General features: G+C 70.8%; 22 protein-coding genes, 1 rRNA gene and 1 riboswitch. Of the genes, 6 read left to right on the top strand and 17 right to left on the bottom strand.

Annotation, left to right across the window (positions count from 1 at the left end):
- Positions 1-5: 5 nt before the first annotated feature.
- Both H181DRAFT_RS23685 and H181DRAFT_RS23690 read right to left on the bottom strand, forming a co-directional pair.
- Entirely contained in the window at positions 6-1,034 is a 1,029-nt protein-coding gene (locus H181DRAFT_RS23685; RefSeq protein ID WP_045866419.1) for an EamA family transporter, read from the bottom strand.
- A gap of 12 nt (positions 1,035-1,046) precedes the next feature.
- Positions 1,047-1,613 (bottom strand): Clp protease N-terminal domain-containing protein, encoded by a 567-nt coding sequence (locus tag H181DRAFT_RS23690; RefSeq protein WP_045866420.1) that lies wholly within the window; start codon positions 1,611-1,613, stop codon positions 1,047-1,049.
- Positions 1,614-1,823: 210 nt separating this feature from the next.
- On the opposite strand from H181DRAFT_RS23690, the gene H181DRAFT_RS23695 reads away from it, so the two are divergent.
- A complete protein-coding gene (locus H181DRAFT_RS23695; RefSeq protein ID WP_045866421.1) occupies positions 1,824-2,489 on the top strand; it encodes a DUF4232 domain-containing protein in 666 nt (221 codons plus the stop codon).
- Positions 2,490-2,594: 105 nt separating this feature from the next.
- Here the strand turns inward: H181DRAFT_RS23695 and H181DRAFT_RS23700 are convergent, their stop codons facing one another.
- Positions 2,595-3,224, bottom strand: a complete 630-nt coding sequence (locus H181DRAFT_RS23700) for a PadR family transcriptional regulator (protein ID WP_078895920.1) — start codon at positions 3,222-3,224, stop codon at positions 2,595-2,597.
- 225 nt (positions 3,225-3,449) lie between these two features.
- Here H181DRAFT_RS23700 and H181DRAFT_RS23705 point away from each other — a divergent pair, with 225 nt between their 5' ends.
- Together H181DRAFT_RS23705 and H181DRAFT_RS23710 are read left to right on the top strand one after the other, a co-directional pair.
- Entirely contained in the window at positions 3,450-3,932 is a 483-nt protein-coding gene (locus H181DRAFT_RS23705) for a GNAT family N-acetyltransferase (RefSeq protein WP_302622654.1), read from the top strand.
- A 131-nt stretch (positions 3,933-4,063) separates the two neighbouring features.
- A complete protein-coding gene (locus H181DRAFT_RS23710; protein WP_045866424.1) occupies positions 4,064-4,897 on the top strand; it encodes a PhzF family phenazine biosynthesis protein in 834 nt (277 codons plus the stop codon).
- Between the two features lie 48 nt (positions 4,898-4,945).
- Here the strand turns inward: H181DRAFT_RS23710 and H181DRAFT_RS23715 are convergent, their stop codons facing one another.
- Positions 4,946-5,755 (bottom strand): CPBP family intramembrane glutamic endopeptidase, encoded by an 810-nt coding sequence (locus tag H181DRAFT_RS23715; RefSeq protein ID WP_074468015.1) that lies wholly within the window; start codon positions 5,753-5,755, stop codon positions 4,946-4,948.
- Positions 5,756-5,950: 195 nt separating this feature from the next.
- Positions 5,951-7,447 (bottom strand): glutamate-cysteine ligase family protein, encoded by a 1,497-nt coding sequence (locus H181DRAFT_RS23720; protein ID WP_045866426.1) that lies wholly within the window; start codon positions 7,445-7,447, stop codon positions 5,951-5,953.
- Between the two features lie 514 nt (positions 7,448-7,961).
- Here H181DRAFT_RS23720 and H181DRAFT_RS23725 point away from each other — a divergent pair.
- Together H181DRAFT_RS23725 and H181DRAFT_RS23730 are read left to right on the top strand one after the other, a co-directional pair.
- Positions 7,962-8,567 (top strand): hypothetical protein, encoded by a 606-nt coding sequence (locus H181DRAFT_RS23725; protein ID WP_045866427.1) that lies wholly within the window; start codon positions 7,962-7,964, stop codon positions 8,565-8,567.
- 284 nt (positions 8,568-8,851) lie between these two features.
- The gene (locus H181DRAFT_RS23730; protein WP_045866470.1) at positions 8,852-9,055 is read left to right on the top strand and encodes a DUF5999 family protein; all 204 of its coding nucleotides are present in this window, start codon (positions 8,852-8,854) and stop codon (positions 9,053-9,055) included.
- Positions 9,056-9,156: 101 nt separating this feature from the next.
- Here H181DRAFT_RS23730 and gcvP read toward each other — a convergent pair whose 3' ends face one another.
- Entirely contained in the window at positions 9,157-12,042 is a 2,886-nt protein-coding gene (gcvP, locus tag H181DRAFT_RS23735) for an aminomethyl-transferring glycine dehydrogenase (protein WP_045866428.1), read from the bottom strand.
- Positions 12,043-12,229: 187 nt separating this feature from the next.
- Positions 12,230-12,327, bottom strand: a riboswitch (glycine riboswitch).
- Positions 12,328-12,595: 268 nt separating this feature from the next.
- Here gcvP and H181DRAFT_RS23740 point away from each other — a divergent pair.
- A complete protein-coding gene (locus H181DRAFT_RS23740; protein WP_045866429.1) occupies positions 12,596-12,991 on the top strand; it encodes a PRC-barrel domain-containing protein in 396 nt (131 codons plus the stop codon).
- A gap of 6 nt (positions 12,992-12,997) precedes the next feature.
- Here the strand turns inward: H181DRAFT_RS23740 and H181DRAFT_RS23745 are convergent, their stop codons facing one another.
- From H181DRAFT_RS23745 to rrf, 11 genes are all read right to left on the bottom strand, one after another.
- A complete protein-coding gene (locus H181DRAFT_RS23745; protein WP_045866430.1) occupies positions 12,998-14,410 on the bottom strand; it encodes a DNA polymerase IV in 1,413 nt (470 codons plus the stop codon).
- A gap of 34 nt (positions 14,411-14,444) precedes the next feature.
- Complete coding sequence (locus H181DRAFT_RS23750; RefSeq protein WP_074468016.1) at positions 14,445-15,035, bottom strand: MerR family transcriptional regulator; 591 nt, start codon at positions 15,033-15,035, stop codon at positions 14,445-14,447.
- A 200-nt stretch (positions 15,036-15,235) separates the two neighbouring features.
- Entirely contained in the window at positions 15,236-15,709 is a 474-nt protein-coding gene (locus tag H181DRAFT_RS23755; protein ID WP_027764781.1) for a bifunctional nuclease family protein, read from the bottom strand.
- A gap of 98 nt (positions 15,710-15,807) precedes the next feature.
- Complete coding sequence (locus H181DRAFT_RS23760; protein WP_045866432.1) at positions 15,808-16,581, bottom strand: transcriptional regulator FtsR; 774 nt, start codon at positions 16,579-16,581, stop codon at positions 15,808-15,810.
- 16 nt (positions 16,582-16,597) lie between these two features.
- The gene (locus tag H181DRAFT_RS30290; protein WP_045866433.1) at positions 16,598-17,131 is read right to left on the bottom strand and encodes an FHA domain-containing protein; all 534 of its coding nucleotides are present in this window, start codon (positions 17,129-17,131) and stop codon (positions 16,598-16,600) included.
- 427 nt (positions 17,132-17,558) lie between these two features.
- Positions 17,559-18,614, bottom strand: a complete 1,056-nt coding sequence (locus tag H181DRAFT_RS23770; protein ID WP_074468018.1) for a DUF881 domain-containing protein — start codon at positions 18,612-18,614, stop codon at positions 17,559-17,561.
- Positions 18,615-18,619: 5 nt separating this feature from the next.
- Positions 18,620-18,952, bottom strand: a complete 333-nt coding sequence (locus H181DRAFT_RS23775) for a small basic family protein (RefSeq protein WP_028432652.1) — start codon at positions 18,950-18,952, stop codon at positions 18,620-18,622.
- Positions 18,949-19,848, bottom strand: coding sequence for a DUF881 domain-containing protein (locus H181DRAFT_RS23780; protein WP_074468019.1), 900 nt, complete (start codon positions 19,846-19,848; stop codon positions 18,949-18,951). The genes H181DRAFT_RS23775 and H181DRAFT_RS23780 overlap by 4 nt, the downstream gene beginning before the upstream one ends.
- A 59-nt stretch (positions 19,849-19,907) precedes the next feature.
- Positions 19,908-22,403: a mannose-1-phosphate guanyltransferase gene (locus H181DRAFT_RS23785; RefSeq protein ID WP_045866435.1), complete on the bottom strand. Its 2,496-nt coding sequence runs from the start codon at positions 22,401-22,403 to the stop codon at positions 19,908-19,910.
- Between the two features lie 114 nt (positions 22,404-22,517).
- Complete coding sequence (locus H181DRAFT_RS23790; protein WP_045866436.1) at positions 22,518-23,126, bottom strand: cardiolipin synthase ClsA; 609 nt, start codon at positions 23,124-23,126, stop codon at positions 22,518-22,520.
- Between the two features lie 188 nt (positions 23,127-23,314).
- Positions 23,315-23,431: ribosomal RNA gene (rrf, locus tag H181DRAFT_RS23795) — 5S ribosomal RNA — on the bottom strand.
- Positions 23,432-23,588: the final 157 nt, after the last annotated feature.

The following is a 23,588-nucleotide window of genomic DNA, read 5'->3' on the forward strand; positions in this document are numbered from 1 at the left end:
GCGCGTCACGGCGCGGGAACGTCCTTCAGCCGGGCCTCGTCACCGGCCGCGGCCCCCGCGCCGGACGCGATCGGCTCGGCGCCCGCGTCCTTGGGCGCGGAGCTCTGCGCGATGAAGGCGCCGAGCAACACCACGGCCCCGCCGAGGAGTTGCACGACCGCCAGGTGCTCGCCGAGCAGCACCCACGCGAGCACGGTGGCGATGACGGCCTCCAGGCATGCGACGACGCCGGCGACCTGCGGGGAGAGCCGTCGCACAGACACCACGCCGGTGAGGTACGCGGCCACCGTCGCCACCAGCACGATCCACGCCAGCAGCAGCCAGGCGGGCACGGACGTCCCGTTCATCGACGAACTCCCGCCCAGCACCGCCCAGTTCATCGTCCACGGCCGGGCCACCACGGTGAGCACGAGGGCTCCCGACAGCAGTCCGTACGCGATCACGCCCATCGGGTCGGACGGCCGCCTGCCGTCCTTGCCGTCGGCGCCGTGGTCGGAGAGGACGAAGTAGCCCACCTGGCAGCAGGCCGCCCCCAGGGCGAGCAGCAACCCCAGGGCGTCCAGGGTCAGTCCGGACCACACACGCACCACGCAGGCGAGGCCGCCGACGGCGAGGACGACACCGGCGCCCGCTGCCCGCGTCACCGGCCGGCGCTGCACGAACCGCACCCAGCCCAGCACCAGCGCGGGAGCCAGGTACTCGATGAGGAGGGCGACGCCCACCGGGATGCGGGAGATGGCCGCGAAGTAGCAGGCCTGCACCCCGGCCACGGCGAGCAGCCCGAACCCCGCGAGCAGGCCCGGACGTTCGCGCAGCAGCCCGCGGTGCCGCCACGCCAGCGGCAGCAGGACGAGCGCGGCTCCCGCGACCCGCAGCCAGGTGACGTGCAGCGGTTCCAGACCCGCTTCGATGAGCGGCTTGGCGGCGGGCCCCGATCCTCCGAACGCGAAGGCGGAGACGAGGGCGAGCGTCAGGCCGGAACCGCGCGCTTGCGCGGTCGGGGCCGGGGGGCCTGGGCGGGCGGAGTCGTGCATGCGCTCATCATGTCAACGCGCGACAGCAGTGTCACCCCGCATGCTCCTGACGTCCCGCGCGTCCGGGAGGGCGCCCGGAAGCCCGTCCGCCCCGGCCCCCGAGGCGCGCAGCACCTCCACCGCCCGGCAGCCCTCGTCCGCGAGGAGCCCGGCGAACAGGTCGACGCCCTCCACGTCAGCGGCACCGCGCGAGACCGCCCGCTCCTGCGCGACGCGCAACGCCTGAGCGGCGCGCGGCGACCAGCCGGGCGGCGCAGCAGGGGCGGCCGCCTCACCGGCGCCGGACGAAGGCGCGTCCTCGACGGCGTCGCGCCAGCGCACCCCGTACCCGATGGACCGCTGCGCCAGGTAGCCCAGCACCTTCGCCGTACGCGTGCCCTCGCCGCCGAGCAGCGCGCGGACAGCCGGATCCGATTCGAGGAGGCTGTGCAGCAGGTGCGCCGTGTCCAGGTCGCCGTCGCCGCTGCGGGCAGCACGCCTCCTGGCACCGGCGACCACGACGGCCAGCTGCTCGCTGAAAAGATCCTCGGCGGCGACGGCCGGGAGGACTGCGGGAGCTGAAGGCGTACTGCTGTTCACAGGACCACCACATCACAAACACTCCCTGCGGGCATCCTCGTTGTGAGGCATCTGCACATCACACCGTGGGTGGTGCCGGCGGCCTCGCTCCTCCTCCTCAGGGAGGAGCGGGAGCGTAGGCGGGCACCGCCACCCGGGAGGGAACCGGGGCCCGAAATCACGCGTCTTGACCTACAACACCCGCTTGTACGGCAGCACTTGGAGACTCCCATGGCAAGGATCCATGCACGCGCCGCCCTCGCCGCCCTCACCGTCGGTGCCGCCCTGGCCGCGACCGGATGCACCGCCGGGGCGGCCTCCTCCTCGGACAGGCCCGCGTCCGCCGGAGAGGCAGGCCCCTCGTCGCACGGCTCACGGGACGATTCCGCAGGGTCCGCCCCCGTACAGCAGAAGGCCCCCGGGGCCGGCGAGGAACAGGGAGGCGGGCAGGACCGCCCGGGCGACGAGGCCGGCAACCGTCCCCCCTGGTGCACGACCGGCGCGCTCTCCGTCTCACTCCGCCCCGGCCAGCCGGCCGCCGGCAACCGCTACGGCACTCTCGTGCTCACCAACTCCTCCGGCACCTCCTGCCGCACGCAGGGCTGGCCCGGCCTGCAACTGACGCGCGGCGACGGCGAGGCCATCCCGACCGAGGTCGTACGGGACCACTCGGACCCGTCGCGCCCACTCACCCTCGCCGCGGGCGGGCAGGCGTCGGCCCGGCTGCACTGGACGGTCGTGCCGGGCGAGGGCGACCCCGCCGACGGCAAGTGCCCCGAGCCGGCGAAGCTGCGCGTCATCCCGCCGGACCAGCGCACCTCCAAGACCGCCTCGTGGAAGCTCGGCACGGTCTGCGGGGCCGGCGAGATCGACGTACTGCCGCTGCGGACCAGTTGACGGGCGGGACACCCGGCGCCGCTCCCCGAGGGGCGCCGACTGCCCCGCTCCCGGCCCCGGTTGCCCGGGCCGCGCTGTTCGCCCCCGTTGTCGCCCGCCCCCTCCCTACTCCTCTTCGGCGAGGATGAGGTAGAGCTTCTTGCGGGCATCGTTCACGACACCCACGGCCTTCTCACGCTGCTCGGGCGTGCCGTTCGCCCACACCTGCTGGAACGCGCTGACGAGTCCCCCGCCGGCCTTGCGCACCTCGTTCATGGCGTCCCAGTCGATGCCGCGCCCGGCTTCCTCCCAGGGAGCGTCCGGACCGGCCTCGGCCTCCGCGCGGCCCGCCTCGGTGAGCGAGAAGAGGTTCTTGCCGCCTTCGCTCGCGCTGCTGATCAGACCCTCGTCCTCCAGGAGCTGGAGGGTGGGGTAGACCGATCCGGGGCTGGGCTTCCACGCACCCCCGCTGCGCTCCGCGATCTCCTGGATCATCTCGTAGCCGTGCATGGGCCGGTCCTTGAGCAGAGCCAGGATCGACGCCCGTACGTCGCCCCGGCGCGCACGCCCGCGCGCCCCTCCCCGCCCGCGGCCGCGCGGACCGAAGGGCGGGCCGTCCCCGAAAGGCGGCCCGAAGGGGCCGAACGCCTTCCGCTCCCAGGGGCCGTGCCCGGGGTGCGCGCCGGGGCCGCAACCGCCCGGCCCTCCCCCGAAGCCGCGGCTTCCTCCACCACGTCCGTGCTCTTCCTTGCGCATCGCAGACCCCTCCATCGTGATCTGTCATTGACCTGTCTTTGAGTTTCTCAACCTAGTCGCGATGCGTCAACGATATATCGGAGATAGTCCAGCGGCAAGCCTCTTCCACGGTGGCCGACAGCTACGCCTCCTCCTCGGGACCGCGCCGATTTGCCCGGCCTCATCGAGCAGACCTGGCCGGTGGACCACCGCAGGACGTTCACGGCCGACCTGCTGAGCTGAGGCGTGCCTGTCAGCGAAGGCACCGGCGGCCGGGCCGATAGGTTCCAGGGCATGAGCGTCGAGACTGAAGCCGTCCACGAGGCGACGGACGAACTGGTGGCGGCCTTCGCCCGCCTCCTGCCGCAACTGTCGTCCAGTGCCGAGCCGCTGGACCGCCGGGCCGTGGAGAGGCTGACGGCTGCAAGCACCAACACGGTGCTGGTGGCCCGGGTCGAGGGAGTGATCGCCGGAACTCTGACGCTGGTGATGTCCCCGTTGCCGTCAGGGCTGCGGGCCCACATCGAGGACGTCGTGGTCGACTCGGCCGGACGCGGCCACGGGGTCGGACGCGCCCTCATCGACAAGGCCCTCGACGTGGCCGCCGCGGCCGGGGCCCGGACCGTCGACCTCACGTCGAGACCCTCACGGGAAGCCGCGAACCGCCTGTACGAGAAGGCGGGTTTCCAGCGGAGGGACTCGGCCGTCTACCGCGTCACCCTGGACTGAGGTCCGGCGTCGCCGGGACCGGCGGCGGCACGCAGATCACGGTCCGCCGCCGGGTCTTCCGGACGGTGCCCGGTCCACCTCCCCGTGATTGGCCGTGGCCCGCGGCCCCACGTCGCACCTACGGTCCCGCCATGAGGATCCGCACTGTCGACGCCTTCACCGACCGCCCCTGGACGGGCAATCCGGCCGCCGTCGTACTGCTGGAGGACAGCTCCGACTTCCCGTCCGACGAGCGCCTCCAGCGCGTGGCACTGGAGATGAACCTCTCGGAGACCGCCTTCGCCCACCCCCTGCGCGACGACCCCGGAGCGGACTGGGCGCTGCGGTGGTTCACCCCCACCGCCGAGGTGGACCTGTGCGGTCACGCGACGCTCGCCACCGCGCACGTCCTGCACGGCGACGGCGCCACGCGGGCAGCCGACGGCCCGGTCCGCTTCCGCACCCGCAGCGGGGTGCTCACCGCGGCCACCGGCCCGGACGGCGACATCACCCTCGACTTCCCCACCGCGCCCCTCACCCGGGTGACTCCCCCGGCAGAGGTGCAGGCGGGCCTGGGTTCCGCCCCTGTGGCCGTCCACGACACGGGGCCGCTCGGCGACCTCCTCGTGGAGCTCCCGGACGAGGCGGCGGTACGCGCCGTGACGCCCGATCCCACCGCGCTCCTGCGGCTGCCGCACCGGGCGGTCATCGTGACGGCCCTCGCGGCCGACCCCGCGGGCAGCGGCTACGACTACGTCTCGCGGGTCTTCGGCCCCGCCGTCGGCATCCCCGAGGACCCCGTCACCGGCAGCGCGCACACCGCGCTGGCTCCGCTGTGGTCCGGCCGGCTGGGCAGCGACGTCCTCACCGGTCTGCAGTGCTCCGCCCGTACGGGCCGGGTCCGCACGGCGCTGCGCGGCGAGCGGACGGAGCTGACCGGCAGCGCGGTCACGGTGCTGGACGCACGGCTGCGCGTCGAGTTCTGACGGGCGCGGCGCCCACGCCCCCGCGGCGGTGCGGGCCCCGGCCCGCCGTCAGGGCGTGGGCAGCCAGTCGACCCGTCCCTCGAGGGCGGCGTAGCCCGTGAACGCGACGATGTCGATCAGCGCGTGCGCCGCCACCAGCGGCCCGACCCGGCCCCAACGCCGGTACAGCCAGACGAAGATGACGCCCATCGCCATGTTCCCGACCATGCCGCCGACGCCCTGGTACAGGTGGTACGAGCCCCGCAGCACCGCACTGACCGCCAGCGCCGCCCAGGGCGAGAACCGCGTCGTCTGGCCGAGCCTGCGCAGCAGGTAGCCGACGACGATCACCTCTTCCACGATCGCGTTCTGCAGCGCGGACGCGATCAGCACGGGAATGCGCCACCACACGTGCGGCAGCGACTCCGGCACGACGGTGAGGTTGAACCCGGCCTGCACCGCGCCCAGATACAGGGCGAGGCCGCTGCCTCCGATCGCGGCGGCGAGCAGCGCTCCCCGCGTGAGGTCGAATGCGGGCCTTGCCCGGTCGAAGCCGATGGCGCGCAGCCCGCCCGCCCCCTCCCGCGTCAGCAGGTGCGCGACGAGCACGACGGGGACGAGCGCCGTCGCCACGCCGAAGAGCTGCCAGGCCAGGTCGAGCCAGGGCCTGTCGGGAGCGCGCGAGGTGTTCATGCGCGCCGCTTGGTCCGCGAGCGATCCGGGCGCGGTCAGCGAACCGACGAAGCTGATGAGGGCGGAGACCGCGCTGGCCCCGAGGGAGAGCGCCAGCACGAGGTACATCTCGCTCCGCAGCGTGCGCGGCGAAGGGTCCTCCCCGAGGGGCGGGGACGACCCGGGGTCCCGCGCTTGCGACTTCACACATGCCTCCCGTTCGGCCGGTCCGCGCCTCGCGCGCTTCCGCTGCCCGGCGCGCTCCCGCCGGCCGTACCGCTTCGGCGCTCCGGTGATGCGTCACAGCTTGCCCGACCCGGCCCGCGCGGGCGTCGGAGGGGTCACCGGCCGGCCGGCGGTGTCCTTCCACACGTCTCTCCGCACGTCCCTCCGCGTGTCCCTCTATGGACCGGGCGGCCAGCTGTGCACGGGCTCGCCGGTGTTCGAGAGCTCGCAGTACCGGCGGGTGACCGCCGCGAGCGCCTTCTCCCGGTCGAGCCCCGAGTCGACGGCCCGGTGGTACGCCGCGGCCTGCCACGAGGCGCCGTTGACGCGGTAGCGGCACCTGGCCTCGAGGACCTCCAGGTAGCGCTCACGGTCGGCGCGCTCCACCCCCCACGCCTCCAGGCCGGCGGCCGCCATCGGCAGCAGCTCCTCCTGTACGAGCCGCACAGCGGGAACCTTCACCAGACCGCCCTGACGTCCCGAGCGGGGCCAGTGCAGCTCGGCGTCGATGCCGTGACGGCACGCCGCGTCGAAGTTCTCGGCCGCCGCCTCGAACGGCAGCCGCCGCCACACGGGGCGCTGCTCGTCGGCGAGGCTGCGCACGAGCCCGTAGTAGAGGGCGGTGTTGGCCAGGACGTCCGTGACCGTGGGCCCTGCCGGCAGTACGCGGTTCTCGACCCGCAGGTGCGGCACCCCTCCGGCGACGGCGTAGACGGGCCGGTTCCAGCGGTAGACAGTTCCGTTGTGGAGCACCAGTTCGGACAGGGCGGGAACGCCGCCCTCCCTCAGCACCTGGTGCGGATCCTCCTCCGCGCAGATCGGCAGCAGCGCGGGGAAGTAGCGGAAGTTCTCCTCGAAGAGGTCGTAGGCCGACTCGATCCACCGCTCGCCGAACCAGGTGCGCGGACGCACGCCCTGCGCGCGCAGCTCGTCCGGCCTGGTGTCGGTGGCCTGGAGGAACAGCGGGATCCGCGATTCCCGCCACAGCTCACGCCCGAACAGGAACGGCGAGTTGGCGCCCATCGCGATCTGCACGGCCGACACCGCCTGGGAGGCGTTCCACACGTCGGCGAACCGCTCGGGCGTCACCTGCAGGTGCAGCTGCACCGAGGTGCAAGCCGCCTCGGGTGCGATCGAACTCGACGTGCGGTTCAGCCGCTCCACGCCGTCGATGTCCAGTACGACCTCCTCGCCGCGCGAGGCCATGATCTGGTCGTTGAGCAGCATGTACCGGTCCACCTCGGTGAGGTTCGAGGAGACCAGGTCCTCGTCGGTGAGGGTGGGGAGGATGCCGATCATCACGATGCCGGCGCCCTCCTGGCGCGCCTGCCGGTCCGCGTACCCCAGCCCCGTCCGCAGCTCTTCGGCGAGCTGGTCGAAGACCCGTCCGGACAGACGGTGCGGGACGATGTTCACCTCGAGATTGAACTGCCCGAGTTCCGTCTGGAAGTCCTCGCTGCCGATCCGCCGGAGCACTTCGAGGTTCATCATCCGGGGCAGCCCGTCGCCGTCGGCGAGGTTCAGCTCGATCTCCAGCCCCATGAGGTTGCGGGGACGCTCGAAGCGCTTCTCGTCCAGGAGCACGCGCAGCGCGTCGAGGCACTCCCGGAGCTTCCGCCGGTACTGGTGCCGGTCGGACAGGTCGAACCCGTCGGAGACGACCTTCTCACCCATCGGGACGTCCCTCCTAGATGCGACCGCGTGGTGTCAGCCATGATGCCCGGCAAGGTCGTGGATCACGCCTCACCGCCCACTCGCTACCCACCTGTCAGTACGCGCGCACCTGCACTTCAACGGCATGTTCCGCCGGCATACGTCCCCGTCCCGCACCGGAAGCACACACCCGCGCGGAAGGACCCGACCGGTTCCGGCCGAACCGCGACTGCTCCGGTTCCGGCAGGCCGGAGACCCGGTGAAGCACCGGAGCGACGGAAAGGCATGGAAAACCCTGTGCAGAGAACGTGAATATCGGCTTGATATGCCCTTGCGTCCATTATCGGGCGATGCGAGGCGAAAGCACACAAGAACACCCTTCGTATAAACTCCGGGCAAGGCTGAGACGCGGTACCGCCGACGCCCGGCACCCGCAGTCACCCCGCCGCCCGCGACGCGGCCTTCCTCACGCCGACAGCGCTGTCTGCACCCCGGCCGCACCACCCGTGTGTCTCCCAGTGAGAGGCGACCTGTCATGCCGCTGCACCTTCCCCCGGCCCCGCCCGCCGCGCTCCGCAGTGTTCTCGCAGCCCTCGGCTCCCCCGCCGCGCACGGCCAGGGAGGCGGGCCCGCCGCGCCGGAAGGTCCACGCAGCCGGCTTCAGCCCGAACTCCCCCTGCCGCTACACGAGTTGGCTTCTTTCACCCCCGCGGCCGGCAGCTCCGCCACCCGTCTCACCGGCTGGCGCTTCCTGCTGCGCGACCCGGAGGCCCCGTCCGGCACCTCCGCGCCCGCCGCCGCCGAGTCGGTACTCACCCCGGACGGCTGGGCGTTCGCGTACTTCTGCGGCGGCCCCTACGTCGCCGCGACACGGCAGGCGCTGGAGCAGGCCGAATCGCTGGACGACGAGCTCCAGCCGCGGCTGCTGTCCGTACCGCAGCTGTACATGCTGACGCTGTGGCTGCACGGGGACACCGCGGCCGAGCCCGCCGAGGGCACCCCGCTGCCCTCCGACGTACTCATACCCCTGGCCCCGGCACCGCCCGGCATCGCGGCACACCGCCCGCACCGGGCCGGCGCCCTCCTGCCGCTGCTGACTCGCCGCGTCGTGCCGGCTCCGCTGATGCGGACTCCGGCCTGACGAGGGTGCGGTAGCGTACCGCCAACCGCATCCGGTGAGTTCCCCGGAAGCCTCGGCCCCCTCCTGCCCATATCCGGCAAATCGCCTTGCAGTGCCAGCCAGTTGAGGCGCAACCACCCGCACGGGTGATGCGTCTGTCCTGGTTGAGGAGTGGTGACGCGAAATCCCTGCGGATTCGAGTCCACAGGGGAACACTGGGGACCGAGCGAGGAACGGGGGCGGCCATGGACACCGTGACCAGCCGCAGCACGAACACCACGACACAACGGAAGACGACAGCGAAAATGTGCCAGCACCAGCCACCATGCCCCACAGCCGAATCCGCCGACCGGGAAGCCGCTCACCCTGTGGCCCACTTCCCGGAGCAGGGCTGGAGCCTGCTGTGCAACGGCGTGCTGCTCTTCGAGGACACCGGTGAGCTGCTGCCGGACGGCAAGATCATCGACCCGCACCGCCCTCTCGTCCGCGGCATCGCCACCGCTGCCTGAGAGACCCCGACAAGAAACCAGGGCCGGCCCGGCGTCACCGCCGCACCGGCCCTGACCTGTGCCGCCACCGGCGGCACGCGAACGCTCGGGCGCGCCGCCCGTCAGCCGTCGTAGTCCTCCACCGGCGGGCACGAGCAGACGAGGTTGCGGTCGCCGAAGGCACCGTCGATGCGGCGGACCGGCGGCCAGTACTTGTCGGACGCCTTCACCCCCGCGGGGAACGCTCCCTCTTCCCGTCCGTAGCTGTGCTCCCACTCACGGCTCAACTGCCTTGCGGTGTGCGGTGCGTTGCGCAGCGGGTTGTCGTCCGCGGGCCACTCCCCCGAGCCGACCTTGTCGATCTCGGCACGGATCTCGATCATCGCCTCGCAGAAGCGGTCCAGCTCCGCCAGGTCCTCGCTCTCGGTGGGCTCGATCATCAGCGTCCCCGGGACGGGGAACGACATGGTCGGGGCGTGGAAGCCGTAGTCGATCAGCCTCTTCGCGACGTCGTCGATGCTCACACCCGTCTGCTTCGTCAGCGGCCGGACGTCGACGATGCACTCGTGCGCCACGAGGCCGCGCGGGCCCGTGTAGAGCACGGGGTAGTGCGGCTCCAGACGCTTGGCGATGTAGTTGGCGCCCAGCACCGCCGTCTGCGTCGCCCGCCGCAGCCCCTGGGCGCCCATGAGCCGGACGTACGCCCAGGAGATCGGCAGGATCCCGGCCGAACCCCAGGGCGAGCCCGCGATCGGCCCGATCCCGCTCGCCGGCCCCGCGGCGGGCTGCAGCGGGTGGTTGGGCAGGTGCGGGGCGAGGTGCTCGCGCACGCCGATGGGGCCCACCCCGGGACCGCCGCCGCCGTGCGGGATGCAGAAGGTCTTGTGCAGGTTCAGATGCGAGACGTCCGCACCGAACTTGCCCGGCTTCGCGAGCCCCATCAGGGCGTTGAGGTTCGCTCCGTCCACGTAGACCTGGCCTCCGGCGTCGTGCACGGCGGCGCAGATGTCGGTGATGTGCTCCTCGAAGACGCCGTGCGTCGAGGGGTAGGTGACCATGAGCACGGCGAGCTCCTCGCCGTGCTGGGCGATCTTCGCCCGCAGGTCCTCGACGTCGACGTCGCCGTCCTCGCTCGTCTTGACGACGACGACGCGCATCCCGGCCATCACGGCGGAGGCGGCGTTCGTACCGTGCGCGGAGGAGGGGATCAGGCACACGTTGCGCTGCTCGTCGCCGCGCGAGCGGTGGTAGGCGCGCACCGCCAGCAGACCCGCGAGCTCGCCCTGGGAGCCCGCGTTGGGCTGCAGCGACACCCGGTCGTATCCGGTGATCTCCGCGAGCTGCTGCTCGAGCTGGCGGATCAGCGTCACGTAGCCCTCCGCCTGGTCGAGCGGCGCGAAGGGGTGCAGCGCGCCGAACTCCGGCCAGGTGACGGCCTCCATCTCGGTGGTGGCGTTGAGCTTCATCGTGCAGGAGCCCAGCGGGATCATGCCGCGGTCGAGCGCGTAGTCGCGGTCGGCGAGCCTGCGCAGGTAGCGCAGCATCGCCGTCTCGCTCCGGTACTCGTGGAAGACCGGGTGCGTCAGGTAGTCGTCGGTGCGCAGCAGCTCCGCGGGGAGGACGTCCTCCGCGCGGGAGTCCAGCTCCTCGACGTCCGCCTCGACGCCGAACGCCGACCACACCGCCGCGAGTTGGGCCCGCCCCGTCGTCTCGTCGCAGGACATGCCGACGTGGTCCGCGTCGACCTCCCGCAGGTTCACCCCGGCTTCGAGGGCGCGGGCCACGATCTGCGCCGCCCGCCCGGGGACCCGGGCGGTGACGGTGTCGAAGTAGCTTCCGTGGACGACCTCGACGCCGCCCGCGCGGAGCCCGTCCGCGAGGATCGTCGCGTAGCGGTGCGTGCGGCGGGCGATCCCGGCAAGCCCCTCCGGGCCGTGGTGGACGGCGTACATGCCGGCCATCACGGCGAGCAGCACCTGCGCGGTGCAGATGTTGCTGGTGGCCTTCTCGCGGCGGATGTGCTGCTCACGGGTCTGCAGCGCGAGACGGTAGGCCTGGTCGCCGTCCGCGTCCTTGGACACGCCCACCAGACGGCCGGGCAGGCTCCGCGCGAACTTGTCCCGCACCGACATGTAGCCGGCGTGCGGTCCGCCGAAGCCCATGGGCACGCCGAAACGCTGGCTGGAGCCCACGGCGATGTCCGCGCCGAGCTCGCCCGGCGAGGTCAGCAGCGTGAGCGCGAGAAGGTCGGCGGCGACGGTCACGATCGCGCCCAGTTCGTGCGCCCGGTCGATCACGGCACGGTGGTCGCGTACGGCGCCGGACGCCCCGGGGTACTGCAACAGCACACCGAAGACGCCCTGTTCGGCGACGTCGGCCGGGATCCCGTCGCTGAGGTCCGCGACGACCACCTTGACGCCCGTGGGTTCGGCCCGCGTACGCACGACGGCGATGGTCTGCGGCAGGCAGTCCGCATCGACGAGGAAGACGCCCTGCTTGACCTTGCCGACCCTGCGGGAGAGCGCCATGGCTTCCGCCGCCGCGGTCGGTTCGTCCAGCAGCGACGCTCCGGAGGTGGGGAGCCCCGTCAGGTCGGCGACCATCGTCTGGAAGTTGAGGAGGGCTTCGAGTCGGCCCTGCGAGATCTCCGGCTGGTAGGGCGTGTACGCCGTGTACCACGCGGGATTCTCCAGGATGTTCCGCACGACGACCGGCGGCGTGAAGGTTCCGTAGTAGCCCAGGCCGATCATCGACGGCAGGACGCGGTTGCGCCCTGCGAGGCTGCGCAGCTCCGCGAGCACCTCGGCCTCGCTCTGCGCCGGCAGCAGGTCCAGTTCCCCGTGGCTCTTGATCACCTCGGGGACGGCGGCGGACGTGAGCTCGTCGAGGGAGCCGTAGCCGACCTGGGCGAGCATCTTCGCCCGCGCGCCGGAGTCGGGACCGATGTGGCGCCGTTCGAAAGGAGTGCCGCGCTCGAGATCGGTGAGGGGGATGCGGTTGGCGGTCATCTGCGGGGGCCTCCTGGTCGTTGCGACCTGCGAGGGACACCACGACACGGGTGCCCGGACGGCCTCCCCCTCTGTCATCTCAACCTGAGAGTTTCACCGGCCCGCCCAGCACGCGGCCGGTCCGGCTTTCACCGTCGGTGAGGGGGAGCCCAGGCACTGCATGGCTCGCCCTGCTTTCCAGAGTGACCTCACCCGCGCGGTACGTGAGCCTGAGAGATTCCGGGGAGGAGTTGCTCCTTCGGCGCCCCCGGCACCTGCGCCGGAGGACTCTCCCGCTCGGGGTCGTCAGCCGCTTTCGAGCGTACCAGCGGTTCCGCTGACGGGAACTGGAGGTGCACTCGAGTGGCCAAACCCCGCAATGTGCCTTTGGGTAGGTAATACGGCTTGCGCGACCGGCTCCCGGCGCCGCTGGAGCCCCAGCACTCTGCCGCGCGTGACAAGCACCCGAGCGGGTACCGGGGCCCGTTGGACCTGCCCGCCGGAGAGCCGGAGCCGTACCGGGCCACCGCACACGCGGTCACACAGCGCCCACTCGCGAGCACATGGAGGACCCGTGCAGAGGGACATCGACCCCCGGAAGCTGATCGGGCGCAGAGCGCTCGACTCGAGCGGATGCAAGATCGGAACGGTGGGCGAGGTCTATCTCGACGACGCCACCGGCGAGCCGGAGTGGGCCGCCGTCCGCGCCGGTCTCCTCCGGCGCGAGGCTCTCGTCCCGCTGGGGCCGAGCGAGTTCGTGGACGGCGTGCTCCTGGTCCCCTTCGCACGCTCGCTCGTCAGGGGTACTCCCGTCCTCGGCGTAGGACGGCACCTCTCTCCCGTGCAGGAGCTGCAGCTCTACATCCACTACGGGCTCGACGTACCCGCCCCGGCGGAGGAGGGCCCGCCGTACCCGGCCTCCCCGCCGCCTGACCGCGACTTCGGGCGCATAGCGGGGTCGGAGAGCTGAAGGGCCTCACTCCGCCGGCCCCGCCCCACCACCGCTCCCCCGCCCTTCACGCCCGGCCATCGCAGCCAGCGGAACGGGGTCCGCCGGCTGCAGGTCCGGGTCGTCCACGGGGTAGGTGCGCACCCTCCCCGGCGCCGAATCGGGGGTCTCGAACCGCACAGTCACACGCCCCACGCCGCTTCCCTGGACCCAGCCGAAGCCGTGCTCCGCATGCCACACGTCACGCCCGGGAAGCCACCGCCGGTCCGCGAGCGGTTCCGCGTCCTCCTCCGCTGACGGCACAGGGGCGCCGCCGGCAGCATGCGGCTCCCCTTCCGGTGGTTCGGCGGCCTCCGCGGCGGCTGCGGCCTGGGCGAAGAGGTCCTCCTGCGTGAAGTCCGCGAGACCCGTCACGCCCACACCGAGCAGCCGGACCCCGGCCGTGGTGTCCACGGTGTCGATCAGCCTGGCCGCGGCCTCACGCACGACTGCCGGGTCGTCCGTGGGGCCCCGCAGCGTCTCCGAACGGGTGAGCGTGGAGAAGTCGTAGCTGCGCACTTTGATCACGACGGTCCGCCCGGACCTCCCCGCGGCCTGCAGGCGCTCGACGCACCGGCCCGCGAGCCGGGCCACATGGGCCTGCACCAGGGTGCGCTCGGTGAGGTCGACGTCGAAGGTGTCCTCCACGGAGACGGACTTGGCGTCCCGCTCGGCGACCACGGGCCGGTCGTCCCAGCCGTTCGCCATCGCGTACAGCGACGCGCCGTGCGCCTTCCCCAGCAGCCTCAGCAGCTCCGCCTCCCCCGCCTCGGCCACGTCCCCCACCGTGGTGAGGCCCGCCCGGCGCAGCACCTCGGCCGTGGCCGGGCCGACCCCCGGAAGCGTGCGCACCGGCATCGGGGCCAGCAGCTCGCGCTCCGCTCCCGGCTCTATGAGGTAGAGGCCGTCGGGCTTGGCCTCCTCCGAGGCGATCTTGGCCAGCATCTTCGAGCCCGCAAGGCCGACCGAGCCGCTCAGGCCCGTCGCCTCGCGGATCATGACGCGCAGCCGCTCCCCCACCTCGCGTGCGGCCCGCGCCTCCGCCGCCTCCAGCACCTCCCCGGCTTCGAGGTCGACGAACGCCTCGTCGAGACTCAGGGGCTCCACCAGCGGGGAGTGGCGGCCGAGGATCTCCATCACGATGTCGCTGACCTGCCGGTAGAGCGTGAAGCGCGGGGTGAGGTACGCGGCGTTGGGGCACAGCCTGCGTGCCTGCGCCATGGGCATCGCCGAGTGCACCCCGTAGATCCGTGCCTCGTAGGAAGCGGTGGAGACCACCCCGCGGGGCCCGAGGCCGCCCACGACGACGGGCTTCCCGCGCAGGCTCGGCTTCGCTGCCTGCTCGACGGCGGCATAGAAGGCATCCATGTCCAGATGCAGGATCGTCGGTGCGCCTCTCACACTCGTCGATGCTGCCGGACGCCTCTGACAATCCTCAGCCGGCGCGGTTGCGCCGGCGTGCCAGTTCGTCCTCGGGGTGGTCGCCGACGATGGTCTCTCCGGTGTCGACGTGCTCGCCGTGCAGTTGCGACAGTGCGCTCTCGACGTCCTTCCAGACGACGCCCACGGCGATGCCGAAGACGCCCTGACCCCCCTGCAGCAGGTCGACGACCTCGTCCGGGGAGGAGCACTCGTACACGGTGGCCCCGTCGCTCATCAGCGTCATCTGCGCCAGGTCGGTCATTCCGTGCGCGCGCAGATGCTGGACGGCGGTGCGGATGTTCTGCAGAGACACACCGGTGTCCAGCAGCCGCTTGACGATCTTGAGAACGACGACGTCACGGAAGCTGTAGAGCCGCTGCGTGCCCGAGCCGTACGCGGGTCGGATGCTGGGTTCGACAAGACCGGTGCGCGCCCAGTAGTCGAGCTGCCGGTACGTGATGCCGGCCGCCGAACAGGCTGTGGGGCCGCGGTATCCCACCAGGTCCGAGGACGGGCCCGCGGTCTCTTCCGGCGGTGTCTGTCCTTGCGAGCCCGTGACCGGGGCGGGGCCATCCGCTGCCATACCGTCGCCGGTACTTCTCACGCCGACCTCCGTCCTTCACATCCCGGAGTCCCCCCGGGACCTGCCTCACCGAAGGTAGGCAGTCACCAGGGGTGCGTCAACGATCGCCACACTCGGCACGCCGGGTGATAATCACCCATCGAGTGGTTTGGCGTGACTTCGGCCGGGGAAGTCCTGGGGGTTTCGATTCGGCAGCTCGACGAGGACCTGACAGGCAGGCGTCACTGGCTGCTGGTGCCGAAGTCCTCGGGCGAGATCTGATCGAGGAACTCGCGGAACTTCTCCACCTCGTCCTCCTGCTCGTCCGGGATCGCGATTCCCGCGTCGTCCAGCACACCGTCACTGCCGTAGATCGGCGTGCCGGTCCGCAGCGCCAGCGCTATGGCGTCGGACGGGCGGGCACTGACCTCGACGCCGCTGGCGAAGACCAGCTCGGCGTAGAAGACGCCCTCGCGGAGATCCGTGATCCGGACGGCTGTGAGCTCCTGCCCCACCGCTTCCAGCACGTCCTTGAAGAGGTCGTGGGTCAGCGGGCGCGCAGGCGTCATCCCCTGCTGCGCGAAGGCGATCGCGGTCGCCTCCCCGGGGCCAATCCAGATGGGGAGGTACCGGTCGCCACCCACTTCACGCAGCAGCACGATCGGTTGGTTGGAGGGCATTTCGACCCGGACACCCACAACGTCGAGCTCGTTCACACAGCAACCCTAGGCCGTGTCCCGCCTGTTTGGGTAGTCGGGACCCGCCCTGAGCTGTCGTGTGCAGGGACTCACCCGGGGGACGGCAAACCACGTCCTCACCGGGAACGCAGCCGCAGGGCCGAGTGCACAAGGGCCGCATGGAGCTGCAGCGACAGTGCGACGAGCTCAGCGGCACCGGACTCCGGCCGGGCCCTCGGCCCGGCCTCCGGGCCGAGGGCGGGATTTTTCTCACTTCCCGGCGCCGCCAAGATCGTCCTCACTGTCTCGGCGTCGCGCTCCGCGGTCGACCGGAGCGCCCGCAGGTGACGCGGGTCCGCTCCCGAGCGGCGGATACGAGCCACGAGACGGGCGATGCCGACGGCCTCCGGCCCGTACACGCCCGCGTCGTCGGGGGTGATCAGACCGGACGCCTCGCACTCCGCGAGGTCCTCCGCCGACAGTCCGGCCGCGCGCAGCAGCTCCTCGCGGCCGACCGGGGCGTCCCCGGAGACGGCGTCCGGGACGAGAGCCCCGCCGACCGGGGTTCTTCCGTGCGGCGGAACGTTTCCCCGACGATCGGCCAGCCGCACTTCCTCGTCCGTGAGCGAGTCGAACTGCTCCCGGATCACTCGCAACGGGAGGTAGTGATCGCGCTGCATACGGAGGATGAAGCTCAGGCGCCGGACGTCCTCTGCGCCGAACATGCGGTGGCCGGATGGCGTACGCCGGGGCTCGACGAGGCCCTCTGCCTCCAGGAACCGGATCTTGGAGACGGTGACCTCGGGAAACTCCTCGCGCAGTACGTCGAGGACGGCGCCGATACCCATGGGACCGCTGCCCTGATCCGGGGCGGTGCCGCCGCCGGCACCGCCCGAGGGTGTGCGTTCCATGGGCCCCCGAAAGACGTCAGATCGCGTGCCGGCTGGCGAAGAAGACGAGCCGGTACTTACCGATCTGTACCTCGTCGCCGTTGGCCAGCGGCACACCGGCGTCGATCCGCTCACGGTTCACGTAGGTGCCGTTGAGGCTGCCGACGTCGGCGACGGTGAAGACACCGTCCTGACCGCGGCGGAACTCCACGTGGCGGCGGGAGACCGTCACGTCGTCGAGGAAGATGTCGCTCTCCGGGTGGCGTCCGGCGGTCGTCAGCTCGCCGTCCAGGAGGAAGCGGCTTCCCGCGTTCGGACCGCGGCGCACCACCAGCAGCGCGGAGCCCATCGGAAGGGCGTCGACGGCGGCCTGGGCCTCGGGGGAGAGCGGAGGGGTCTTCTGGCCTGTGGCCTCCGCCTCGTAGGCCTCCAGACCGGAGATCGAGATGGTCGAGGTCGTCTCGGAGGAACCCTCGGCGACGGGTGCCCCGCCCCGAAGCGGTGCCCCGCAGTTGGAACAGAACCGGCTCGCCTGGGCGACCTGCGTCCCGCACCTGCTACACACCGGCACGTCTGCCCCTCCACCCGTACTTGAGGTTGATGGTGCACCGGAACCTATGCGGCCCGACGCTCCGGGGTCAACAGAAACCCTACCGTGACCACCTGCTTCGTCACCGCCGGGAGCGGCGACCTCGTCACGGAACAGCGGCCGCTCGGCATCCTCGCCCGCGATCCGCCCCGTGGAATCGCTCTCCTGGGAGGACCCGCCCCGCGCGGCATCCCCGCCGTCCTGCGGGCGGCCCTTGCCGAACAATTTTGCAAAGAAACTCACGGGCGATTCCCCTCGCACGAAACAGACCCGCCCGTGGGGCAGGACAGACCCTCGATGCTCTCATTTGGCCGACAGCGACGCCCGGACAACGTCCCTGATCTTCAGACAGTTTCCCTCACGCGATGGTCACCGGGCCCGCCGACCCCCCGCAAGGCCCCCATCACCTTCACGGTGACGATGACCGAGCGTAATCAGGGCGCTTCGCGGATCGCAAGGCGTCCACGACGATCTTCTTCGAGGCTCTCACCGACACATCGGCCTGTTCCTTGCGCAGCGTCTGGACGACACCACCGGGAATGTTGAGCGCCGGCTCCAGGTCCTGCGGCTTGCCGATCACCTGAAAGCGGTACGGCTCGCTGATCTTGCGTCCGTCCACGCGTACCCCGCCCGGGCTGTCCGAGAAGTACGTGCTCGCCACCACCCGTACGTTGTTGATCTCTATGGCCTCGGCGCCCGCCGCGCGGAGCTCCTGCACCGCGTCGAGCAGCATGTCCGCCTCGACCGCCTTGCCGGGGTCGGTCACCGTCAGCTCGATGCCCGGGCCCTGGGCGCCGACCGTACCCGCCAGCACTCCCAGCTGGCGCGCCTTTTGACGGGTCTGCTTACGGGCCTCCTCCGCCTGGTCCGAGCTGTTCTCCAGCTCGGTCCGCTGACCCTCCAGGTTCTGCTTCTCGTCCTCGAGGCGCTTCGTGCGGTCGTCCAGTTCGTCGAGGATGCGGACCAGGTCCTCCTGGCGCGCCCCGCGCAGCGAACTGTTCTCACTTGTGGAGCGCACCTGGATCGCCAGACCGAGGCCCAGCACGAACAGCAGGAGAGCCACGATGAGTTGGGCTCGCGTGACGCGGGGCGGCCAGACAGCCTGTGCGAGCCGCTGGCGTCCGGTACGCGGCGCTTCCGCGCCCGGGGCCGGGGCCGCCTGGGGTTCTCCGCTCTTCGGCTCCTCCGGTGTCTCCTGGGCGTCCTGCCCGGCTCGTGAGGTGTCCGGACCAGCTGGGCGCCCCTGGCCGCCCCCCTCGGGCTCGCGGGCCTTCTCCGCTCCATCCGCCGGCGAGGAGGGGGCGTCCTGCGCCTGCCGCTGCTCCGGCCCCGGCTCTGCGCCGGAGTCTCCCTCCGGCCGGAGGGGCCGGCCGGAGTGCTCGCGCGCGTCCCCGGATCCCTCGCCGCCGGTCGGTTCCTCCGGCGGCAGCTGGCCGGGGCGCTTCTTGTCGTCCTCGTCGCTCATCGAACTCACGCCCTGAAAACGTGACGGCGGATCGCTGCCGCGTTCGAGAAGATGCGGATCCCCAGGACCACGACGACGCCGGTGGAGAGCTGGGCTCCGACTCCGAGCTTGTCGCCGAGGAAGACGATCAGTGCTGCCACCACGACGTTCGACAGGAACGAGACGACGAAGACCTTGTCGTCGAAGATCCCGTCGAGCATGGCTCGCAGGCCCCCGAAGACCGCGTCCAACGCCGCGACGACGGCGATCGGGAGGTAGGGCTCGACCAGCGTCGGGACAACCGGCCGGACGACGAGTCCGGCCACCACTCCCACGATGAGGCCCAGTACGGCGATCACGATCTGCTGCCCTCTCCTGTCTGCACGGGCTCTGCCGTTCGTACGATCAGGCTCGGCGCGGCCGGAAGCCGCACGTCGTCCTGAGTGCTGATGCTGGTGCGCACACCGTAGTTCTCCTCCAGCACCTGCAAGTACTGCCCGTCGGCGCTGTCTTGGAAGGCGGTGCTGAGCTTCTGCCCCGGCCCGACAGCGAGCAGCGTGTACGGCGGCACGAGCGGCTTGTTGTCCACGAGTATCGCGTCGCCGGCGGCACGGATCGCCGAAAGGGCCGTCAGACGCTGTCCGTTGACGGAGACGGCTTCGGCGCCCGACTCCCAGAGGCCGTTGACCACGCGCTGGAGATCCCGGTCCCGTACGCGCCCGTTGTCCGAGAAACCGCTGCCCTGCCGCGGGCCTCCGGAGTCGGTGTCCTGGGTGTCCTCGGCGTCGTCGACGACGAGCTTGACCCCCGGGCCGTGCACGGGCAGCGAGCCGGACAGCAGCCCGACGACCTCCGCCTCGTTGCCCCCGTGCTTCTCCAGGGCCTTGCGCTGCTTCGCCTCGACGTCCTTGCGCAGGCTGTTGACGCTGCGCTGAAGGGAGTCGGCCCGCTTGTCCCCGTCGTCGATCCTGGAGATGAGCTCCTGCCGCTCCTTGGCGAGCTCCGGCGCGGAGACCCGGGCCTGCGCCGCGCCGACGGTGACCACGAGCGCGGCGAGGACCAGTCCGGCTGCCAGGCCGAGCTTGGCACGCACGGTGCGAGGCATGCCGGACCGGCCCTCGACGCCACGGCGGGCGGCCGCCTGTGCGTACCCGTCGTCAAGGCTGTGGTCCATCGCGTTGGTCAGCAGCGACATGGAGGCATCGGGTCGCGCAGGCCGCGATGCGGTACTCCGATCAGGGTGCTGCTGCGACATGACGCACATCGTCGCACGCCATGGCCGCTACCGCCGAATGGGGCCACCGGATGGTGACGTCACCGTCCGGCGCTGTCCACCACGGCGGCCCATTCGTCCAACAACGCCTGGGCTGAAGCGTCATCGGGCCCTTCTGCCCAGAGATGTGTGACCGCCTCGGCCGGGTCGGGCAGCACCATCACCCAGCGGCCGTCGGACTCCACCACGCGCACGCCGTCCGTGGTGTCGACGGAGCGGTCACCGGCCGCCTCGACCACCGTGCGCATGACGAGCCCCTTCACCGCCCACGGTGTCGCCAGGTCCCGGCGGTGCACGTGCGCACGGGGGATGCGGGCGTCGATCTGACTGAGCGTGAGCTGAGCGCGGGCGACGAGGCCGATGAGGCGCACGAAGGCCGCGGCCCCGTCGAAGACCGAGCTGAACTCCGGGGTGATGAAGCCGCCCCGTCCGTCTCCGCCGAAGACGGTGTTCTCGTCCCTGCCGACGCGGGTGAGATCGTCGGGCGACGTCGTCGTCCACTCGACCTGCGTGCCGTGGTAGGCCGCGACCTGCTCGGCGATGCGGGTCGTGGTGACGGGCAGTGCGACCTTGCCGCTGCGCCGCTCGGCGGCGATGAGATCGAGCATCACCAGCAGGGCACGGTCGTCCTCGATGATCCGGCCGCGTTCGTCGACGAGGGAGAGACGCTCCCCCACCGGGTCGAAGCGGATACCGAAGGCCGCACGGGCGGAGGCGACGATCTCGCCCAGCCGGACGAGACCGGCCCGGCGGGCGTCCGCGGTCTCGGTGGGCCGGGACTCGTCCAGGCCCGGGTTGATGGTCAGGGAGTCGACGCCGAGCCTGCCGAGCAGGCTGGGCAGGACGAGCCCCGAGCTGCCGTTCGCCGCGTCGACGACGACCTTCAGCCCGGACTCGGCGACTCCCGTCGTGTCGACGGAGCGCAGCAGCGACCCCGTGTACGAGTCGTAGACGCTGGAGGGGAACGCCAGGTCGCCGATCTCGCCGGGGAACGCGCGCCGGTGCTCCTGGCGTGCGAAGACACGGTCGAGCTTGCGCTGCGCGGCCTGGGAGAGGTCGGCGCCTCGTTCGTCGAAGAACATGATGTCGACGTTGTCCTGCACGCCGGGCGTCGTACGGATCATGATGCCGCCGGCCGCGCCGCGTGCCGTCTGCTGGCGGGCGACGGGCAGAGGCACGTTCTCCAGGTCCCGGACGTCCATGGCGCTGGTCTGCAGGGCGGAGATCATGGCGCGCTTCAGGGCTCGCGCACCGCGGGAGTGGTCACGGGCTGTCGTGACCGTCGAACCCTTCTTCAGCGTCGTCGCGTAGGCGCCCGCCAGCCGGACGGCCAGCTCCGGGGTGATCTCGACGTTGAGAATGCCGGAGACACCCCGCGCACCGAACAGGTGCGCCTGTCCCCTCGACTCCCAGATGACCGAGGTGTTGACGAACGCTCCCGCCTCGACCGTCTTGAACGGGTAGACGCGCACGTTCCCCTGCACGATGGATTCCTCACCGACGAGACACTCGTCGCCGATGACCGCACCGTCCTCGATACGTGCCGCACGCATGACGTCCGTGTTCTTGCCGATGACGCACCCGCGGAGGTTCGCCTGCGGACCGATGTACACGTTGTTGTCCACGACGGCGCGGTGCAGGAACGCACCGCTCTTGACCACCACGTTGGAGCCGACGACGGAGTGCTCCCGGATCTCCGCGTCCGCCTCGACCTTCGCGTAGTCACCGATGTAGAGCGGGCCGCGGAGCTGGGCGTCCGGGTGGACCTCCGCCCCCTCGGCGACCCATACGCCCGGGGAGATCTCGAAGCCGTCGATGTCGACGTCGACCTTGCCTTCGAGGACGTCCGCCTGCGCCTTGACGTAACTCTCGTGCGTGCCGACGTCCTCCCAGTAGCCCTCGGCGATGTAGCCGTAGATGGGCTTGCCTTCCTTCATCAGCTGCGGAAAGACGTCCCCCGACCAGTCGACGGAGACATCCGGCTCGACGTAGTCGAACACCTCCGGCTCCATCACGTAGATGCCGGTGTTGACCGTGTCGGAGAAGACCTGGCCCCAGGTGGGCTTCTCGAGAAAGCGCTCGACCTTCCCGTCGTCGTCCACGATGGTGATGCCGAACTCGAGCGGATTCGGAACGCGCGTGAGGCATACCGTAACGAGCGCGCCCTTGCGCTTGTGGTATTCGATGAGGTCCGTCAGGTCGAAGTCCGTCAGCGCATCGCCCGAGATGACGAGGAACGAGTCGTCCTTGAGCGCCTCCTCGGCATTCTTGACGCTGCCGGCGGTGCCGAGGGGCTTCTCCTCGTTGGCGTATGTGAGCTCCATGTCGAGCTCCTCGCCGTCACCGAAATAGTTCCGGACGAGTGACGCGAGAAACTGGACGGTCACCACTGTCTCTTTGAGCCCGTGCCGTTTGAGCAGCCGCAGCACGTGCTCCATGATCGGGCGGTTGGCGACGGGAAGCAGCGGCTTGGGCATACTCGCGGTCATCGGGCGAAGGCGGGTACCTTCACCGCCGGCCATTACGACGGCCTTCATGTCGGAAGCGTCCTCCTCGGTCAGACGACGGTCATACCGACTTCCCCGATCCGGTAAGGACCACACCCGCGAGTGAGGAACGACACTGGCTCACGCCGCTTCAGGAAAGGCAGGTCAGTCGGCCGAAGTACCCGATCTGATCAGACGGCGCACCTGAACCACGTAGAGGATCCCGGCCCACCAGTAGAGCGTCGTACCCCAGCCGGCGAAAGCCCACCCGAAAACGAGAGCGAGTGACGCGATCCAGCCGCTCCCGTCGCTGAGAAGCAGCAGCGGAAACGCGTACATGAGATTGAACGTGGCGGCCTTGCCCAGGAAGTTCACCTGGGGAGGCGCATAACCGTGACGGTCCAGAAGCCACACCATCACCAGCAGCAGGAGCTCTCGGGCCAGCAGCGTGAGCGTCAGCCAGAGCGGGAGGATGTCACGCCAGGTGAGGCCGAGGAGCGTGGTCAGGATGTACAGCCGGTCCGCCGCGGGATCCAGGATCCGGCCGAGGTTGCTCACCTGGTTCCAGCGGCGGGCGAGTTTGCCGTCCAGGTAGTCGCTCACGCCGCTGAAGGCGAGGACGAGCAGCGCCCAGCCGTCGCAGTTGGGGCCGCCGAAGACCGGCCACAGGATCAACCACAGAAAGAGCGGCACGCCGACCAGGCGGGCCATGCTGAGGATGTTGGGGATGGTGAAGACCCGGCCCTCCTCAGCCTGTCTTTCCTGGACCTCCACCCGGAGCCTCCTGTGAGCAACCGTGCCGACGATGCCCCCTGACACTACCGGCAGGCCGCGGGCCAGCGTCCAGGGGGGCGGGGATACGGGCGGTGCGGTGTTCCACGAATACGCGGGCATGGGTCGGTAAATGAGAATAGCCCCGTTGGTGGGGTTAACCATCCAACGGGGCTATTCTCTCAAGATTTGTTCGGCGGTGTCCTACTCTCCCACACGCTCCCGCATGCAGTACCATCGGCGCTGTCAGGCTTAGCTTCCGGGTTCGGAATGTAACCGGGCGTTTCCCTCACGCTATGACCACCGAAACACACCACCACCACCATGGGTGGTGGAAACCTGTATCGGCAACACACACTCACTCTGCAATTATCACAAGCGGGTTGTTGTCTCAGAACTGACACAGTGGACGCGAGCAATCAATGGTCAAGCCCTCGGCTTATTAGTACCAGTCAACTCCAACCC

This window comes from Streptomyces sp. WMMB 714, from assembly GCF_900090125.1.
GTDB lineage: Bacteria > Actinomycetota > Actinomycetes > Streptomycetales > Streptomycetaceae > Streptomyces > Streptomyces daqingensis.

Coding starts and splice junctions, on each gene's coding strand:
- H181DRAFT_RS23685 (WP_045866419.1), bottom strand. CDS start 1,034: ATGCACGACTCCGCCCGCCCAGGCCCCCCGGCCCCGACCGCGCAAGCG.
- H181DRAFT_RS23760 (WP_045866432.1), bottom strand. CDS start 16,581: ATGGAACGCACACCCTCGGGCGGTGCCGGCGGCGGCACCGCCCCGGAT.
- H181DRAFT_RS23780 (WP_074468019.1), bottom strand. CDS start 19,848: ATGTCGCAGCAGCACCCTGATCGGAGTACCGCATCGCGGCCTGCGCGA.
- H181DRAFT_RS23695 (WP_045866421.1), top strand. CDS start 1,824: ATGGCAAGGATCCATGCACGCGCCGCCCTCGCCGCCCTCACCGTCGGT.
- H181DRAFT_RS23700 (WP_078895920.1), bottom strand. CDS start 3,224: ATGCGCAAGGAAGAGCACGGACGTGGTGGAGGAAGCCGCGGCTTCGGG.
- H181DRAFT_RS23770 (WP_074468018.1), bottom strand. CDS start 18,614: ATGAGCGACGAGGACGACAAGAAGCGCCCCGGCCAGCTGCCGCCGGAG.
- H181DRAFT_RS23785 (WP_045866435.1), bottom strand. CDS start 22,403: ATGAAGGCCGTCGTAATGGCCGGCGGTGAAGGTACCCGCCTTCGCCCG.
- H181DRAFT_RS23730 (WP_045866470.1), top strand. CDS start 8,852: ATGTGCCAGCACCAGCCACCATGCCCCACAGCCGAATCCGCCGACCGG.
- H181DRAFT_RS23720 (WP_045866426.1), bottom strand. CDS start 7,447: ATGGGTGAGAAGGTCGTCTCCGACGGGTTCGACCTGTCCGACCGGCAC.
- H181DRAFT_RS23725 (WP_045866427.1), top strand. CDS start 7,962: ATGCCGCTGCACCTTCCCCCGGCCCCGCCCGCCGCGCTCCGCAGTGTT.
- gcvP (WP_045866428.1), bottom strand. CDS start 12,042: ATGACCGCCAACCGCATCCCCCTCACCGATCTCGAGCGCGGCACTCCT.
- H181DRAFT_RS23710 (WP_045866424.1), top strand. CDS start 4,064: ATGAGGATCCGCACTGTCGACGCCTTCACCGACCGCCCCTGGACGGGC.